12 protein-coding genes and 2 tRNA genes are annotated in these 15,119 nt (G+C 62.6%); 11 read left to right on the top strand and 3 right to left on the bottom strand.

Going from position 1 to position 15,119, the window contains the following annotated elements; genetic code table 11:
• Positions 1–38: 38 nt before the first annotated feature.
• Entirely contained in the window at positions 39–1,430 is a 1,392-nt protein-coding gene (tilS, locus tag P0D70_RS34505) for a tRNA lysidine(34) synthetase TilS (RefSeq protein WP_408187819.1), read from the top strand.
• A 25-nt stretch (positions 1,431–1,455) separates the two neighbouring features.
• Here tilS and P0D70_RS34500 read toward each other — a convergent pair whose 3' ends face one another.
• Positions 1,456–1,728 carry a hypothetical protein gene (locus P0D70_RS34500; RefSeq protein WP_143048297.1) on the bottom strand — a complete coding sequence of 91 codons (273 nt, stop codon included), beginning with the start codon at positions 1,726–1,728 and terminating at the stop codon, positions 1,456–1,458.
• Positions 1,729–1,805: 77 nt separating this feature from the next.
• Here P0D70_RS34500 and P0D70_RS34495 point away from each other — a divergent pair, with 77 nt between their 5' ends.
• The 3 genes from P0D70_RS34495 (at position 1,806) to P0D70_RS34485 (ending at position 4,198) form a co-directional block, all read left to right on the top strand.
• Positions 1,806–3,056: an aspartate kinase gene (locus tag P0D70_RS34495; protein WP_091793261.1), complete on the top strand. Its 1,251-nt coding sequence runs from the start codon at positions 1,806–1,808 to the stop codon at positions 3,054–3,056.
• A gap of 181 nt (positions 3,057–3,237) precedes the next feature.
• Positions 3,238–3,331: transfer RNA gene (locus tag P0D70_RS34490), tRNA-Ser, on the top strand.
• A gap of 519 nt (positions 3,332–3,850) precedes the next feature.
• Positions 3,851–4,198, top strand: a complete 348-nt coding sequence (locus tag P0D70_RS34485; protein ID WP_091793263.1) for a hypothetical protein — start codon at positions 3,851–3,853, stop codon at positions 4,196–4,198.
• Positions 4,199–4,355: 157 nt separating this feature from the next.
• Here the strand turns inward: P0D70_RS34485 and fabI are convergent, their stop codons facing one another.
• Complete coding sequence (fabI, locus tag P0D70_RS34480) at positions 4,356–5,147, bottom strand: enoyl-ACP reductase FabI (RefSeq protein ID WP_408187817.1); 792 nt, start codon at positions 5,145–5,147, stop codon at positions 4,356–4,358.
• 247 nt (positions 5,148–5,394) lie between these two features.
• Here fabI and P0D70_RS34475 point away from each other — a divergent pair, with 247 nt between their 5' ends.
• The 5 genes from P0D70_RS34475 (at position 5,395) to P0D70_RS34455 (ending at position 11,847) form a co-directional block, all read left to right on the top strand.
• A complete protein-coding gene (locus tag P0D70_RS34475; protein WP_408187818.1) occupies positions 5,395–7,233 on the top strand; it encodes an extracellular solute-binding protein in 1,839 nt (612 codons plus the stop codon).
• Positions 7,234–7,273: 40 nt separating this feature from the next.
• Positions 7,274–8,311: a microcin C ABC transporter permease YejB gene (locus P0D70_RS34470; protein WP_408187816.1), complete on the top strand. Its 1,038-nt coding sequence runs from the start codon at positions 7,274–7,276 to the stop codon at positions 8,309–8,311.
• Positions 8,311–9,417 carry an ABC transporter permease gene (locus tag P0D70_RS34465; protein ID WP_091793272.1) on the top strand — a complete coding sequence of 369 codons (1,107 nt, stop codon included), beginning with the start codon at positions 8,311–8,313 and terminating at the stop codon, positions 9,415–9,417. Before P0D70_RS34470 ends, P0D70_RS34465 begins: the two co-directional genes overlap by 1 nt.
• The gene (locus P0D70_RS34460; RefSeq protein WP_408187815.1) at positions 9,414–11,045 is read left to right on the top strand and encodes an ABC transporter ATP-binding protein; all 1,632 of its coding nucleotides are present in this window, start codon (positions 9,414–9,416) and stop codon (positions 11,043–11,045) included. Before P0D70_RS34465 ends, P0D70_RS34460 begins: the two co-directional genes overlap by 4 nt.
• 136 nt (positions 11,046–11,181) lie before the next feature.
• Positions 11,182–11,847 carry a C40 family peptidase gene (locus tag P0D70_RS34455; RefSeq protein ID WP_091793274.1) on the top strand — a complete coding sequence of 222 codons (666 nt, stop codon included), beginning with the start codon at positions 11,182–11,184 and terminating at the stop codon, positions 11,845–11,847.
• 151 nt (positions 11,848–11,998) lie between these two features.
• Here P0D70_RS34455 and P0D70_RS34450 read toward each other — a convergent pair whose 3' ends face one another.
• Positions 11,999–12,955, bottom strand: coding sequence for a patatin-like phospholipase family protein (locus P0D70_RS34450; protein ID WP_091800352.1), 957 nt, complete (start codon positions 12,953–12,955; stop codon positions 11,999–12,001).
• A gap of 402 nt (positions 12,956–13,357) precedes the next feature.
• Between P0D70_RS34450 and gltX the strand changes: the two genes are divergently transcribed.
• Positions 13,358–14,767, top strand: coding sequence for a glutamate--tRNA ligase (gltX, locus tag P0D70_RS34445; protein WP_091793275.1), 1,410 nt, complete (start codon positions 13,358–13,360; stop codon positions 14,765–14,767).
• Positions 14,768–14,889: 122 nt separating this feature from the next.
• Positions 14,890–14,965, top strand: a tRNA-Ala gene (locus P0D70_RS34440).
• Positions 14,966–15,119 lie beyond the last annotated feature (154 nt).

The following is a 15,119-nucleotide window of genomic DNA, read 5'->3' as shown; positions in this document are numbered from 1 at the left end:
TCACCCCCCCCCCCCCCCCCCCCCCCCCCCCCCTTTTTATCGAGGCGGTCGGCGTTTCGCTGTCCGCACTCGCTACTGACGCGCGTATCGCGATCGCGCTCAGTGGCGGGGTGGATTCGAGTGTGCTGCTCGATGCCGCGGTGCGCGTCGCCGGTGCGGCGCGTTGCGTGGCGCTGCATGTGCATCACGGCCTGAGTCCTCACGCGGATGCCTGGCTCGCGCATTGCGAGGCGTTCGCGCAGGCGCGTGGCGTCGAGTTCGCAGCGGAGCGCGTCGAGGTTTCGCGTGACGCGGGTGTGAGCGTCGAGGCCGCCGCGCGCGATGCGCGTTATCGCGCGCTGGACCACATGTGCGCGACGCGCGGCATCGCCACGCTCTGGCTCGCGCAACATGCGGACGATCAGGCGGAAACCGTGCTGCTGCAATTGCTGCGCGGCGCCGGCCTCGCCGGGCTCGCCGCGATGGCGCCGGAGTATTTGCCCGCGAACGCGTCGGCCACGCGCGTGCGGCCTTTGCTTCATCTGCTGCGGGTTCAGCTCGAACAATACGCGAGCGAGCATGCATTACGCTGGATCGACGACGAATCGAACGCGGACACGCGTTATGCGCGCAACGCTTTGCGCCACGACGTGATGCCGGCGCTGGCTGTCCACTTTCCCGGCTTTCGCGACGCGCTGGCTCGCACGGCGGCGCACGCCGCGTCCGCACAACGGCTACTCGACACGCTCGCGAGCATGGATATGCAGGCTGCGTCACGCGACGAAGGACGAGCGCTCTCGCATGATGCGTTGCTCGCGCTCGACGACGACCGGGCGCTCAACCTCATACGCTACTGGATGCGCACGCTCGGCCTTGTCGCCGCATCGAGCGCGCGTCTTGGCGATGCGCTGCGTCAACTGCGCGAAATTGGCGCGGCGGGCGAGGGCCATGCTCTACGCGTCGATCACGCGGGTCATGCATTGCGCAGCTATCGCGGCCTCGTGTACTGGGAAAAGGGCGACAGCCGCGATCCCGCCGATGAAACCGCGCTCGCCGCGCGCGCGCCCAGCGAACTCGCATGGCAGGGCGAGCCGGTCTGGCGTTTGCCGCAATGGCGCGGCACATTCGTGTTCGCCGACGCAGCCGCGGGCGACCCCGACGCGATTCCCGTCAGCGTTCTGCGGCGCGCCGTGTTGAGCGCTTGCTCGCGTAGCGGCGGCGAACGGATGCGCACGGGCGCGGCTCACGATGCGCCGAGCCGCACGTTGAAAAACCTGTTCCAGGAACGCGGTATTCCCGCGTGGAAACGCGACGTGCCGTTGCTCTACAGCGGCGAAGATCTGCTGTTCGTGCCCTTGCTTGGGGTGAATCGCTCGGTGTTGCCCGAGCAGGCCGGCGAGGGCGAATCCCACGTCAGGATCGTATGGCGCGACGATTTGCTGATCGCCTGACCGGCCGGTCGGACACTTGGGCTAGCTAACCTGCGATTCCGCAAACAGGGCGCAAATTGGCCTGAAACAAGCCTTTGCGGCCCTTATTCAGCGCATTTCGATGGCCTTTGCGGCTTGTCTTTTTACGCTCGATCAGGTAATTTAGCTTGTTTGCCCGACCCGCTTTTGCCGTCGCTTTTACCGGTCTGCGATCGTGATCCGTCGTTTCCGATAAGCCATCAGCGATCATTCCCGGGCAAATCCGCGCGTGCTGCACGCGTGCTGCATTTACGCCGCCACACATTTTGCCGTCGTTCACAAGACGTTGCGCTCCTGTGCTTTTGTGCGGTCGTCTCCAGCGCGCCAGCGCGGTTTCTCCTCCAGTTCAGAACGACAATGGCACTCATCGTACACAAATACGGCGGCACCTCGATGGGCTCGGTCGAGCGCATCAAGAACGTCGCCAAGCGCGTCGCGAAATGGCACAAGGCTGGCCACAAGATGGTCGTCGTGCCGTCGGCGATGTCCGGCGAAACCAACCGCTTGCTCGGTCTCGCGAAAGACATCGCGGCTCAACCGAGCCCGCGCGAACTCGACATGATCGCCGCTACGGGCGAGCAGGTCAGCTCGGGACTGCTCGCCATCGCGCTGCAGGAAGCCGGCGTCGACGCGGTCAGCTACGCCGGCTGGCAAGTGCCGGTCAAAACGGATAGCGCATTCACGAAGGCGCGTATCAGCGAAATCGACGGCGAGCGCGTGCTGCGCGATCTCGACGCGGGCAAGGTGGTGGTGATCACCGGCTTCCAGGGCGTCGACCCTGACGGCAATATCACCACGCTTGGCCGTGGCGGTTCGGATACGTCGGCGGTCGCGGTCGCGGCTGCGTTGAAAGCCGATGAGTGCCTGATCTACACGGACGTCGACGGTGTCTACACGACCGACCCGCGCGTGGTGGAAGAAGCGCGCCGGCTCGATCGCGTAACGTTCGAAGAAATGCTGGAAATGGCAAGCCTGGGTTCGAAGGTGCTGCAGATCCGCTCGGTGGAATTCGCCGGCAAATATCAGGTGAAGACGCGTGTGCTGTCGAGCCTGACCGATCCGCTGATACCGCTCGACGCTGAAATGAAGTCGGGCACCCTGATTACTTTTGAAGAAGACGAGACCATGGAAAAAGCAGTCATCTCGGGCATCGCGTTTCAGCGCGACGAAGCTCGCATCGCCGTGATGGGTGTGCCCGACAAGCCGGGCATCGCGTACCAGATTCTCGGCCCGGTGGCGGACGCGAATATCGACGTCGACATGATCATCCAGAACCAGAGCGTGGAAGGCAAAACGGCGTTCACGTTCACGGTTGGCCGCGGCGACTATCAACGCGCCATGGACATCCTCACGGGCCAGGTGAAGGGCCACGTGCAGGCCGAGCAGGTGCTGGGCGATCCGAAGGTGTCGAAGGTGTCGGTGGTCGGCGTGGGTATGCGCTCGCACGTCGGTATCGCAAGCACGATGTTCCGCACGCTGTCGGAAGAGGGCATCAATATCCAGATGATCTCGACCTCCGAAATCAAGATCTCGGTGTTGATCGACGAGAAGTATATGGAGCTCGCCGTGCGCGCGCTGCATAAAGCGTTCGAACTGGATCAAGCGTAATTTGCTTTGAACAACGGGGCGTACAAGAGCGCTCCGTTTGTTTTGCGTGGTCGATGTGAATAAATTGCGTCGTCAATGACAAAACTGGCACAAAAAATGTTCGCCAGACATTGACCTTCGTGGTTCGGCCCGCTATTATCTTGGCTTCGTCGCGCTGACTCCCTGCGCGACCGAAAGTTTGGGAGACGTGGCCGAGAGGTCGAAGGCACTCCCCTGCTAAGGGAGCATCTGGGCCAAAACCTGGATCGAGGGTTCGAATCCCTCCGTCTCCGCCAGAAGTGGTAGAGAGAACCCCGCAGAGTCTAGGCTCTGCGGGGTTTTTGTTTTTTGGCGCGTTATTCGCTGCGCCGGCGGGCAAAGTCGGATGGGTTTCCGGTGGTTTCGTTATTGCTGATATCTCGTTAGAGCGCAGTCCGAGCGTGAGCATTTGCATGCGCTGACAGAGCAGGATCGAAACCAAAGAATGATTGGGTATCCTGCATATCGTAGTCTGCATGGTTGATGTCTGGTGCCGTGCGTTGCGGGCCGTCCATACTGCCGTCGGCCGGATACCCGGTGGCCGGACGGGCAGGCAACGAGGTTTCCATGCATCGCGCCGCACATTGCGCTGCTACGGCCGCACGCGCCGATTACAACACCCCCACTTCTTCACCAAAACCTCGTCCAATGTAACGAGACGTAACCGGTCCCTCGTGAACGCGATCTTATGCATCAGTTATTACAAAGTTGAAATACGCGGAACGGCACCTTGCGCTATATTTCCGCCAACAACACATTCTTCCAAAGGGTGATCGATGAAGTCCGCTCGTCTTGTTCCGCTTCTGATCGGGGTTTTCGCGTTGGGCGCGTCGGGTGCAGCAATGGCCGGCGGCGTCAACATTGGTGTCAACATCGGCATTCCCGCACCGGTTTACGTTGCGCCGGCACCGGTTTATGCACCGCCTCCGCCGCCTCCGCCGCCGGTCGTCTATCAACCGGCCCCTGTGTACTACGGTGGCCCGGCGATCGTGATCGGCTGGCATGGCGACCGCTATTGGGATGGTCGCCGCTACTGGGCGCGCGATGACTGGTACCGCCATCATCCCCCGGGCCGTTACGACTATGGCCGCGACCACTACGACAATCACCGCGGCTGGCACTAAGCTTTCAGACCGCGATTGATCGAAGCGCAAATTCAAAGAAAACCGCCCGTGAGGGCGGTTTTCTTTTTGGGCTTCTGCAACAGGCTCAAAAACGCGACGGCACGAACAACCGCGCCACGCCACGCCACGCCACGCATCGCTCACGCGAAAGACGCGCTCACTCCGCAACAGCAGCCATACCGCCCACCACCGCGCTAAACCCGCTATCGACGTGCACGATTTCCGCCGTCACACCGGCCGCCAGATCCGACAGCAGGAAAGCCGCTGTATTGCCCACCTGTTCGATCGTCACGTTGCGCTTGAGCGGCGCATTCTGTTCGACGAACTCGAGAATCTTGCCGAACCCCTTGATTCCGCTCGCGGCCAGCGTCTTGATCGGACCCGCCGAAATGCCGTTGACGCGCACGCCTTTCGCGCCGAGCGAGACCGCCAGATAGCGCACGCTCGCTTCGAGCGAAGCCTTGGCGAGACCCATGGTGTTGTAATTCGGAATCGCGCGCTCGGCGCCGAGATAGCTGAGCGTGAGCAACGACGCGTCCGGCGTGAACATGGACTGCGCGGCCTTGGCGAGCGCGGGGAAGCTGTACGCGGAGATGTCGTGCGCGATGCGGAAATTTTCGCGCGTCATGCCGTCGAGGAAATCGCCGGCGATCGCTTCGCGAGGCGCAAAGCCGATCGAATGAACGAGACCGTCGAGGCCGTCCCAATGTTGCCTGAGCGAGGCGAAGAGGGCGTCGATTTGCGCGTCGTCGGCGACGTCGCAGGGGAACACCAGGTCGCTGCCGAACTCGCCGGCGAACTCCGTGATGCGCTCCTTGAAGCGCTCGCCGACATAGGTGAACGCCAGTTCGGCGCCTTCGCGCTTGCAGGCCTGCGCGATGCCGTAGGCGATCGAGCGGTTCGACAACAGGCCGGTCAGCAGGATGCGTTTGCCAGCGAGGAAGCCCATGGTATCTCCTGATCGGATGGGCGCGCCGCGCACCTCGACGCTGTGTGCAAGGTACGTGCGGATCGCGCGGGTTTATTGGGTAGAATTCTCTCACACTGCACTTGTCCCACTGACCAACAAGGCCCTTATGACAACTGGCTCGCGACGGGTTCCAACGCCTCGCGCACCTCGGTGCCGCGTGATTCACAGACCCTCGCGCGCCGGCCTCGCGATCGTGCCGCGGTCCTGGCGCTCCACCTGCGCCGCCATGATGTGCACCGTGCTGGCCTTGGCCGGTTTGCTCGTGGCGCCGCGCGCGCACGCGGTCTATGCGATCGCGCAATACGGCGACCCGAAATATCCGGCGGATTTCAAGCACTTCGACTACGTGAACCCGGAGGCACCGAAGGGCGGCACGCTGGTGCTGGCCAATCCGAGCCGCCTCACCAGCTTCGATAAATTCAATCCGTTCACGCTGCGCGGCAATACCGCGCCCGGTGTAGACCTGATGTTCGAAAGCCTCACCACTGGCAGCAGCGACGAGGTGGCGTCCGCCTACGGGCTGCTTGCCGACGACATCGACATCGCGCCGGACGGCTTGTCCGTCACGTTCCACATCAATCCGCGCGCGCGTTTTTCGAACGGCGATCCGGTCACCGCCGACGACGTCAAGTTTTCGCTCGATACGCTGAAAAGCCCGCAGGCCGCGCCGCAGTTCGCATCGATCTTCGGCGAGATCACCCGCGCGGTGGTGGTCGATCCGCACACGATCCGCTTCGAGTTTCACCAGCGCAACCGCGAGCTGCCGCTACTCGCGGGCGGCATGCCGGTGTTCTCGCGTAAGTGGGGGATGAAGCCGGACGGCAGCCGGATTCCGTTCGACCAGCTCGCGTTCGAGAAGCCGATTAGCAGCGGCCCTTATCTGATCGAACAGTACGACAACGGCCGCACGATTACGTACCGTCGCGACCCGAATTACTGGGGCGCGGGGCTGCCGGTGCGTGTCGGCATGAATAACTTCGATCGCATCGTCTATAAGCTGTATTCGGACAGCACCGCGCGACTCGAGGCCTTCAAGGCCGGCGAATACGACGCGCTGGTCGAGTATGTGGCACGCAATTGGGTGCGACGTGACGTCGGCAAGAAGTTCGATAACGGCGAGCTGATCAAGCAGGTGTTTCCGCAACATAACGGCACCGGCATGCAGGGCTTCATGCTGAACACGCGGCGCCCGTTGTTTCAGGACGTTCGCGTGCGCAAGGCGCTCGATCTCGCACTCGACTTTCAGTGGCTCAATCGCCAGTTGTTCTTCAATCAGTACACGCGTATCGACAGTTTCTTCGCCAATACGGAATTGCAGGCGAAGGGGCTGCCAACGCCCGGTGAGCTGGCGTTGCTCGAACCATGGCGCGCGAAGCTCGATCCGGCGGTGTTCGGCCCGCCGCCGAAGCAGCCGGACACCGATCCGCCCGGCTCGCTGCGCGCCAATCTGCTGCAGGCGCGCACATTGTTGCAACAGGCCGGCTGGACCTACCGCGACGGCGCATTGCGCAACGCCAAAGGCGAGCCGTTCCGCTTCGAGATTCTCGACGACTCCGGCTCGTCCGCGCAGATGGAGCCGATCGTCGCGACCTTCATCCGCAATCTGCAGAAGCTCGGCATCGAGGCCACGTTCCGTGTGTCCGATTTCGCGGTCTATCAGAAGCGGCTAGATAGCTTCGATTTCGACACCACCACCATTCGCATGCCGGACGTGCAGGTGCCGGGTTCGGAGCAGATCGAGCGCTTCGGCAGCAAGGCGGCGGCTACGCCAGGTTCTGACAACATGATCGGGCTGAAGTCGCCCGCCGTCGATGCCATCCTGAGCGCGCTCGTGCACGCGCAGACGCGCGAGCAACTGATCGACGCCACGCACGCGCTCGACCGCGTGCTGATGCATGGCTACTATGTCGTGCCGCACTGGTACAGCGCGACGCATCGGGTGGCGTTCAAGCGCGGGCTTGCGTGGCCGAAAACACTGCCCCTGTACTATTCAGCGGAAGGCTGGATCACGTCGATGTGGTGGTTCGCGCAGCCGCAGCCGCAAGCCCAGGCCCAGCCGCGCTAACGCATCATTCATTCATCGCCTTCGCACCGGAAACGCCGCCATGTGGAGCTACATCCTCAAACGTCTGCTGCTCATGATCCCGACCTTGCTCGGCGTGCTGACGCTGACCTTCGCCGTGATCCAGTTCGTCCCCGGTGGCCCGGTCGAGCAGATGCAGCACGAGTTGCGCAAAGGCGCGGAGAACGGCGCGCCGTTCGGCCTGCGCGCGCATAGCGGCGTCGACGCGCAGCAGATCGCGCAACTGAAAGCGCTCTACGGCTTCGACAAACCGCCGCTGGAGCGCTATGTGCTGATGCTCAAGCGCTTCTCGACGTTCGATCTCGGCCAGAGCTATTTCCGCCATCAAAGCGTGTGGTCGCTGATCGTCTCCAAGCTGCCGGTCTCGATCAGCATCGGCTTATGGACGTTCTTTCTGACCTATCTGATCTCGGTGCCGCTCGGCATTGCGAAGGCGATCCGCAACGGCTCGCGCTTCGACGTCGCCACGAGCCTCGTGGTGCTGATCGGCTACGCGATTCCGGGCTTCGTGCTGGGCGTGTTGCTGCTCGTGCTGTTCGGCGGCGGCACGTTCTTCCAACTCTTTCCGCTGCGCAACCTCACGTCGGACAACTGGGCGCAGTTGAGTGTCGCCGGCAAGGTGCTCGACTATCTGTGGCATATCGCGTTGCCGATCACGGCCTCGGTCGTGGGCAGTTTCGCGGTGGTCACCATGCTGACGAAAAACGCCTTTCTCGACGAGATCCGCAAGCAATACGTGCTGACCGCGCGCGCCAAGGGTTTGTCCGAAAAGCGCGTGCTGTGGAAGCACGTGTTCCGCAATGCGCTGTTGCCGCTGATCGTCGGTTTTCCGGCCGCGTTTATCGGCGCGTTCTTTACCGGCAGTCTGCTGATCGAAACACTGTTTTCGCTCGACGGCCTCGGGCTGCTGTCGTACGAATCGGTGGTGCGGCGCGACTATCCGGTCGTGCTCGGCACGCTGTATCTCTTCACGCTGATCGGTCTTGCGACCAAGCTGATTTCCGATCTTTGCTATGTGTGGGTCGATCCCCGCATCCAATTCGAACAACTGGAGCGCTGATGAATCGAGCCCGTCTTTCCGCCGATGCGTCGGCGCGCGCCGAGACCGCGCGCGCGTTCGTCTCGCCTTCGCCCGCGCGCCGTGTGTGGCAGCGCTTTCGCCAGCAGCGTCTGGGCTACTGGAGCCTGATCGTGTTCGTCGTGGCGTTTGCGGCGAGCCTGGCGGGTCCGCTGTGGTCGAACGACAAGCCGCTCGTGGTGCGCTATGACGGCAACCTGTATTTCCCGATGTTCAAGACGTACGCAGAGACCACGTTCGGCGGTGATTTCCCGACGCCGGCCGATTATCTCGATCCGTATGTCAAGCAGCGTTTCGACACGCCAGGCAACTTCGCGCTGTATCCGCCGAATCGCTACTACTACGACACGTTGAATTACTTTTCGAAGGCGCCCAATCCGGCGCCACCATCGCGCGACAACTGGCTCGGCACCGACGACCGCGGGCGCGACCTGTTCGCGCGTCTTCTGTACGGCTTTCGCGTCTCGGTGGAGTTCGGGCTGGTGCTCACGCTGATCGGTACGATTCTCGGTATCGCGGCGGGCGCCGTGCAGGGTTATTTCGGAGGACGTACCGATATCATCGGGCAGCGCCTGATCGAAATCTGGAGTGCGATGCCCGAGCTGTATCTGCTGATCATCTTCTCGTCGATCTTCGAGCCGGGCTTCATTCTGCTGATCGTGCTGCTTTCGCTATTCGGCTGGATCGGCCTGTCCGATTACGTGCGCGCGGAGTTTCTGCGCAATCGCCATCAGGACTATGTGCGCGCGGCGCGCGCGATGGGGCTGTCGAACTGGCAGATCATGTGGCGGCATGTGCTGCCCAATAGCCTGACGCCCGTGATCACGTTCCTGCCGTTTCGCATGAGTGGCGCGATTCTCGCGCTGACGAGCCTCGACTTTCTCGGCCTGGGCGTCCCGTCGCCGACACCGAGCCTCGGTGAGCTGCTCGCGCAAGGCAAGGCGAATCTCGACGCCTGGTGGATCTCGCTGTCCACCTTCGGCGTGCTGGTGGCGATGCTGCTGCTGCTGACCTTCATGGGCGATGCGCTGCGCAACGCGCTCGATACCCGCATCTCCGATGCCATGCGCGCCGGAGGCAATCAATGAGCGCGTCCTTGCAGAGCGAAGCACCACAGGCCACCGCGCCGCTGCTCGAACTGGAGCATCTGCACGTGAGCTTTGGCGATACGGTCGCGGTGAGCGACGTCACGCTCGCGATCCAGCGCGGCGAACGGGTCGCTCTGGTTGGCGAATCAGGTTCAGGCAAGAGCGTGACCGCGCTGTCGATCCTGCGCCTCCTGAGCGACGCGCAGGTGAGCGGGTCGATCCGTTTCGACGGCGAAGACCTGCTTGCCAAGAGCGAGCGCGAAATGCGCGGCATGCGCGGCTCGGACATCGCGATGATCTTCCAGGAGCCGATGACCGCGCTCAACCCGCTCTATACGGTCGGCGACCAGATCGCGGAAACCATCGTCGTGCACGACGGCGTGAGCGCACACGAGGCGCGCAAACGCGCGGTGGCGCTGCTGGGGCGCACCGGCATCGCCGAGCCCGGCAAGCGCGTGAACAGCTATCCGCATCAGCTTTCCGGCGGCCAGCGCCAGCGCGCGATGATCGCGATGGCGCTGGCGTGCCGTCCGCGTCTACTGCTGGCCGACGAGCCGACCACGGCGCTCGACGTGACGATTCGCGCGCAGATCGTCGAACTGCTGCTGGAGTTGCAACGCGATGAAGCGGAAAAACGCGGCATGGCGGTCCTTCTGATTACGCACGATCTGAATCTGGTGCGCCACTTCGCGCAACGCATCGCGGTGATGGAGAAGGGCGTCCTGGTGGAAAGCGGGCCGGTCGAGCGGGTGTTCGGGGCGCCGCAACATCCGTACACGCAGCGTTTGCTGGCGAGCCGCCCTGAACGCACGGTCGTGCCCGTGCTGCCGATTTCGCCGGTGCTGCTCGAAGCGCGCGAAATTTCGGTCGATTTCAAAACGAAGCTGCCAGGCTTTAGCGGCTGGTTCCGCTCGGGGCGGTTTCGCGCGGTCGCGGACGCGAATGTGTCCGTGCGCCAGGGTGAGACGTTGGGAATCGTCGGCGAATCGGGTTCGGGCAAATCGACGCTGGCGATGGCGTTGCTCGGTCTGCAACGCACCACGCATGGCGAGATCGAGTTTCAGGGCAGGCCGCTCGGCAGCTACCGCGGCGCCGAACAGACCGCCTTGCGCTCGAACATGCAGGTCGTCTTTCAGGACCCGTTCAGTTCGCTTTCGCCGCGCCAGACCATCGAGCGGATCGTCGGTGAAGGGCTCGCGCTGCACCGGCCGGACATGACGCCGCAAGCGCGGCGCGACAAGGTGATCGCGGTGTTGCGCGAAGTCGGCCTCGACCGCACGGTGTTGCAACGCTATCCGCACGAGTTCTCCGGCGGCCAGCGTCAGCGGATCGCCATTGCGCGCGCGCTCGTGCTGGAGCCGCGCATTCTGATCCTCGACGAACCGACCAGCGCGCTCGATGTTTCCATCCAGCAGCAAGTGCTGAAACTGCTTGCCGGGTTGCAACACAAGTACAACCTGGGCTTCGTTTTCATCAGCCACGATCTGGCTGTGATCGGGGCAATGGCGCACCGTGTCGCGGTCATGCAAAACGGTTCGATCGTGGAAACGGGCGAGGTTGAGAAGATTTTTGCGACGCCCGCGCACCCCTACACTCGAAAGCTACTGAAAGCAGCCCTTGACCATTGATTTTTCACCCTTTCACCAATTGGGTGCGTGTCCCGATTGAATTTTTCTATTTGTTTTGACACGTGAATACTTACTGGCTAGTATCGACCAAACTTTTTCCGTAGCTCTCTGATTTTTAGGCAAAAAATACCGACCAATGCAGGATAGAAACCTAACCCAGGCTTGCACGCGCGTCGTCGCCGGGATGTTCATTGGCGTCTTGATGGCAGCAGCTCCCGGCGCGTTCGCCGACGAAGTAAGCAGTTTCAATCAGAATGCCTCATATTCGACCCTCAACGGGTCGAATTCTTTGTCCACTCCCAATTCGCAAGCCACCGCTCCCGATAGCGACAGCGGCGCCAAATCGTTCCTCTCCGGCATGGCCGGAAAAGCGGGCGACGTGGTCGTCGGTGCACTGAACATGATCGGCGTGCGTTACCGCTGGGGCGGCAACACGCCGGATTCCGGGCTCGATTGCAGCGGCTTCGTCCGCTACGTGTTCCAGGACACGCTCGGTATGGCGCTGCCGCGCCGGGCCGAGGAAATGAGCCGTGTCGGCGAGAAGGTTCGCGTGAGCGATCTGAAGCCGGGCGATCTGGTGTTCTTCAACACCATGCGCCGTACGTTCTCGCACGTTGGCATCTACATCGGCGACAACAAGTTCGTGCATTCGCCTTCCACGGGCAGCACGATCCGCGTCGACGACATGGATAGCGGTTATTGGGAAAAGCGCTTCACCGGCGCGCGCCGGATCGAGACGTCCTATCAGGACGGTCAGGATCTGCGCAAGCGCGTGAACGCGGCAATCGGCGGCAATCAGTAACGGATTGTGCGGATCACGCGGCCTGCGCCGCAGCCGTTCCTGCGTAAAAAAGCCTGCTTCGTTCGAAGCAGGCTTTTTTGCATTTGAGCGGAGCGGCTGACGGGGCGGCTTCCGCTTCGCAAGCCCTTGCAGGTCTGCGGTTCAGCTCCGCTTACACCGCGGCGCGGCTCGCTGCCAGCTTGCGTTGTAGTTCCGGCATCATCTTCGCCACCGCTTCTTCGCCGGCCAGAATCGCGGCGTTGCGCTGGGAGAAATCACTGCCACTCATGGCGGCCAGATTTGGCCGGATCACGATGTCCGCGTATTTGTCGAGTTCGTAGGCCTTGATCGTCTGACCCATGATCGTGAAGGTCTGCATCAGCACATCGAACGAGCTGGCCGTCAGGCCGCTTTCCGGGCGCTGCGAGATATCCACGGCAATCACGAAATCCGCGCCCATCTTGCGCGCGAAGGAAGCCGGCACCGGGCTCACCAGGCCGCCGTCCACATACTCCCGCCCGCCGATCTTTACCGGCTCGAAAATCGACGGCACGCTGCATGACGCGCGTACCGCGACGCCGGTGTTGCCGCGCTGGAACAGGATCGGCTGGCCGCTCTTCAGGTCGGTGGCGACCACGCCGAGCGGCTTGGCCATTTTCTCGATCGGACGGTTGTTGAGCGTCGTGTTCAGGTAGTTCTGCAGCGCGACGCCTTGCAGGAAGCCGCGCGTGCGAAAGGGCATGGCCCAGTCGCTGATCGACGCTTCGTCCATAGTCAAGGCGAGCTTGTTCAGCGCAAAGCCGTTCATGCCCGACGCGTACAGCGCGCCGACCACCGAGCCGGCACTCGTGCCGGCCACCAGGTCGATCTGGATATTGCGTGCCTCGAGGCCCTTGATCACGCCGATGTGCGCGAAGCCGCGCGCGGCGCCGCCGCCGAGGGCGAGCGCGACGCGCAGCGGCCGCTGCGGCTTGTCGAGCGGCGGCGTATTCGTGGTGGGCGTGGCAGGGGTGGCGGCGACAGGCGCGAGATCGGTTTTACTGCCGGTCGTGGTGCAGGCGGCCAGCACGGCGGATGCGGCGGCCAGTGAAAAATGGCGGCGGGCGAGGCGGGGCGATGAGGGCTTCAACGAGTTCTCCAGCAACGGCTCGGGCAACGCGAAAAACGTCACCCTGGCCGCGATCGGGCGGATAGTCAGACGACAGAATCGCCGGCGGCGATTCCATGCGCTGTGGATCCAACTCCAGCCGCAGCGCGCGCACATCATAAATCAAAGCTCAACGCGTGCGGCGGCGTGGTAATGAAACGTTGCAGAGGAAGCCCTCGGGTCCCGCAAGGCGCGGCATGCAGGACGTATTGGCCGTTCGGACGAGGGCAGGCAACCCTCCGGCGGAAGGTATAATTCGCCTCTCGTATTTAATTCCTTCGTGTCCATGCGCGGCGCCTGCTCGCCGCATGGGCGCGCTCCGCTGCCGCGCTTCACGGGTGATGTCCGCCCGGGCGCCGGCGCCTGTCTTCCGAGTAACCGCTAATGACCACCTCCGTTCGTACCCGTTTCGCACCGAGTCCCACCGGCTTCATCCACCTCGGCAACATTCGCTCCGCGCTCTACCCGTGGGCGTTCGCGCGCAAGATGAAAGGGACCTTCGTGCTGCGAATCGAGGACACCGACGTGGAGCGTTCCACTTCCGAATCCGTCGACGCCATTCTCGAAGGTATGGCGTGGCTCGGCCTCGATTTCGACGAAGGTCCGTTCTACCAGATGCAGCGCATGGACCGTTACCGCGAAGTGCTCAAGCAGATGCAGGACGCCGGGTTGGTGTACCCGTGCTACATGTCGACGGAAGAGCTCGACGCGTTGCGTGAGCGTCAGCGCGAAGCTGGCGAGAAGCCGCGCTATGACGGCACGTGGCGTCCGGAACCGGGCAAGGTGCTGCCGCAGCCGCCGGCGGGCGTGCAGCCGGTACTGCGCTTCCGTAACCCGCTCACCGGCGTGGTGGCATGGGACGACGCGGTGAAGGGCCGCATCGAGATCTCGAACGAAGAGCTCGACGACCTCGTGATCGCGCGTCCGGACGGCACGCCGACCTACAACTTCTGCGTGGTGGTCGACGATCTGGACATGCGCATCACGCACGTGATTCGCGGCGACGATCACGTCAACAACACCCCGCGCCAGATCAACATTCTGCGCGCGCTCGGTGGCGAGCCGCCGGTCTACGCGCACTTGCCGACCGTGCTGAACGAGCAGGGCGAGAAGATGAGCAAGCGCCACGGCGCGATGAGCGTGATGGGTTATCGCGACGCCGGTTTCCTGCCGGAGGCGGTGGTCAACTATCTGGCGCGCCTCGGCTGGTCGCATGGCGACGCGGAGATTTTCACGCGTGAACAGTTCGTCGAGTGGTTCGATCTGGAGCATCTGGGCAAGTCGCCCGCCCAGTATGACCACGACAAGCTGAACTGGCTGAACGCGCACTACATCAAGGAAGCCGACAACGCGCGTCTCGCGGAGCTGGCCAAGCCGTTCTTCGTCGAGTTGGGTATCGACGAAGCTGCGCTCGCCCAGGGCGCCGATCTGACAGCCGTCGTGGGCTTGCTGAAGGATCGTGCATCCACGGTGAAGGAGATCGCAGAGAATGCCGCGATGTTCTATCGCGCACCGGCGCCTGATGCCGAGTCCGTCGCGCAACACGTCACCGACGCCGTGCGTCCGGCGCTCGCCGATCTGGCCGCCGCGCTGAAGAGCGTGGAGTGGACCAAGGAAGCGATCGCTGCGGCATTGAAGGCAACGCTCGGCGCGCACAAGTTGAAGATGCCGCAGTTGGCCATGCCGGTGCGTCTGCTGGTGGCGGGCACCACGCATACGCCGTCGATCGACAGCGTCCTGATGCTGTTTGGGCGTGATGTTGTCGTTGGCCGTATCGAAAAAGCGCTGGGCTAACTGCGTTCGCGCGTGCCTTGAGCGGGTTTGCATGCGACTTGTGAAAAAAGTCGCATGCAATTGCTCAAAGGGTATTTACAAAGCGCAAATTGGCCTCTAGAATCTCGTTTCTGTTCTGCAAGGGGGGTATAGCTCAGCTGGGAGAGCGCTTGCATGGCATGCAAGAGGTCAGCGGTTCGATCCCGCTTACCTCCACCATCAGAGCAGAGTGAAGTTGTTCCGAAGTCTGGAACTTGTAGCAAAAAAGACTTCACAAACGGCTGTAACGTAGTTAGAATATCGGTCTTTGCTGCTGACGAAACAGAAGTTAGCGTGAGTTAGCAGCAAGATAAAGACAGATCTGAAAAGATTA

This window comes from Paraburkholderia sp. RL17-381-BIF-C (assembly GCF_046026435.1).
Classification (GTDB): Bacteria; Pseudomonadota; Gammaproteobacteria; order Burkholderiales; family Burkholderiaceae; genus Paraburkholderia.
The sequence above is the reverse complement of the archived record's forward strand: the minus strand, read 5'-3'. Positions and strand labels throughout refer to the sequence as shown.

Bases quoted from the DNA above. Each gene is read 5' to 3' on its own strand.
- P0D70_RS34470 (WP_408187816.1), top strand. From the start codon at position 7,274: ATGTGGAGCTACATCCTCAAACGTCTGCTGCTCATGATCCCGACCTTG.
- P0D70_RS34465 (WP_091793272.1), top strand. From the start codon at position 8,311: ATGAATCGAGCCCGTCTTTCCGCCGATGCGTCGGCGCGCGCCGAGACC.
- P0D70_RS34460 (WP_408187815.1), top strand. From the start codon at position 9,414: ATGAGCGCGTCCTTGCAGAGCGAAGCACCACAGGCCACCGCGCCGCTG.
- P0D70_RS34495 (WP_091793261.1), top strand. From the start codon at position 1,806: ATGGCACTCATCGTACACAAATACGGCGGCACCTCGATGGGCTCGGTC.
- P0D70_RS34475 (WP_408187818.1), top strand. From the start codon at position 5,395: ATGATGTGCACCGTGCTGGCCTTGGCCGGTTTGCTCGTGGCGCCGCGC.
- P0D70_RS34485 (WP_091793263.1), top strand. From the start codon at position 3,851: ATGAAGTCCGCTCGTCTTGTTCCGCTTCTGATCGGGGTTTTCGCGTTG.
- fabI (WP_408187817.1), bottom strand. From the start codon at position 5,147: ATGGGCTTCCTCGCTGGCAAACGCATCCTGCTGACCGGCCTGTTGTCG.
- gltX (WP_091793275.1), top strand. From the start codon at position 13,358: ATGACCACCTCCGTTCGTACCCGTTTCGCACCGAGTCCCACCGGCTTC.
- P0D70_RS34455 (WP_091793274.1), top strand. From the start codon at position 11,182: ATGCAGGATAGAAACCTAACCCAGGCTTGCACGCGCGTCGTCGCCGGG.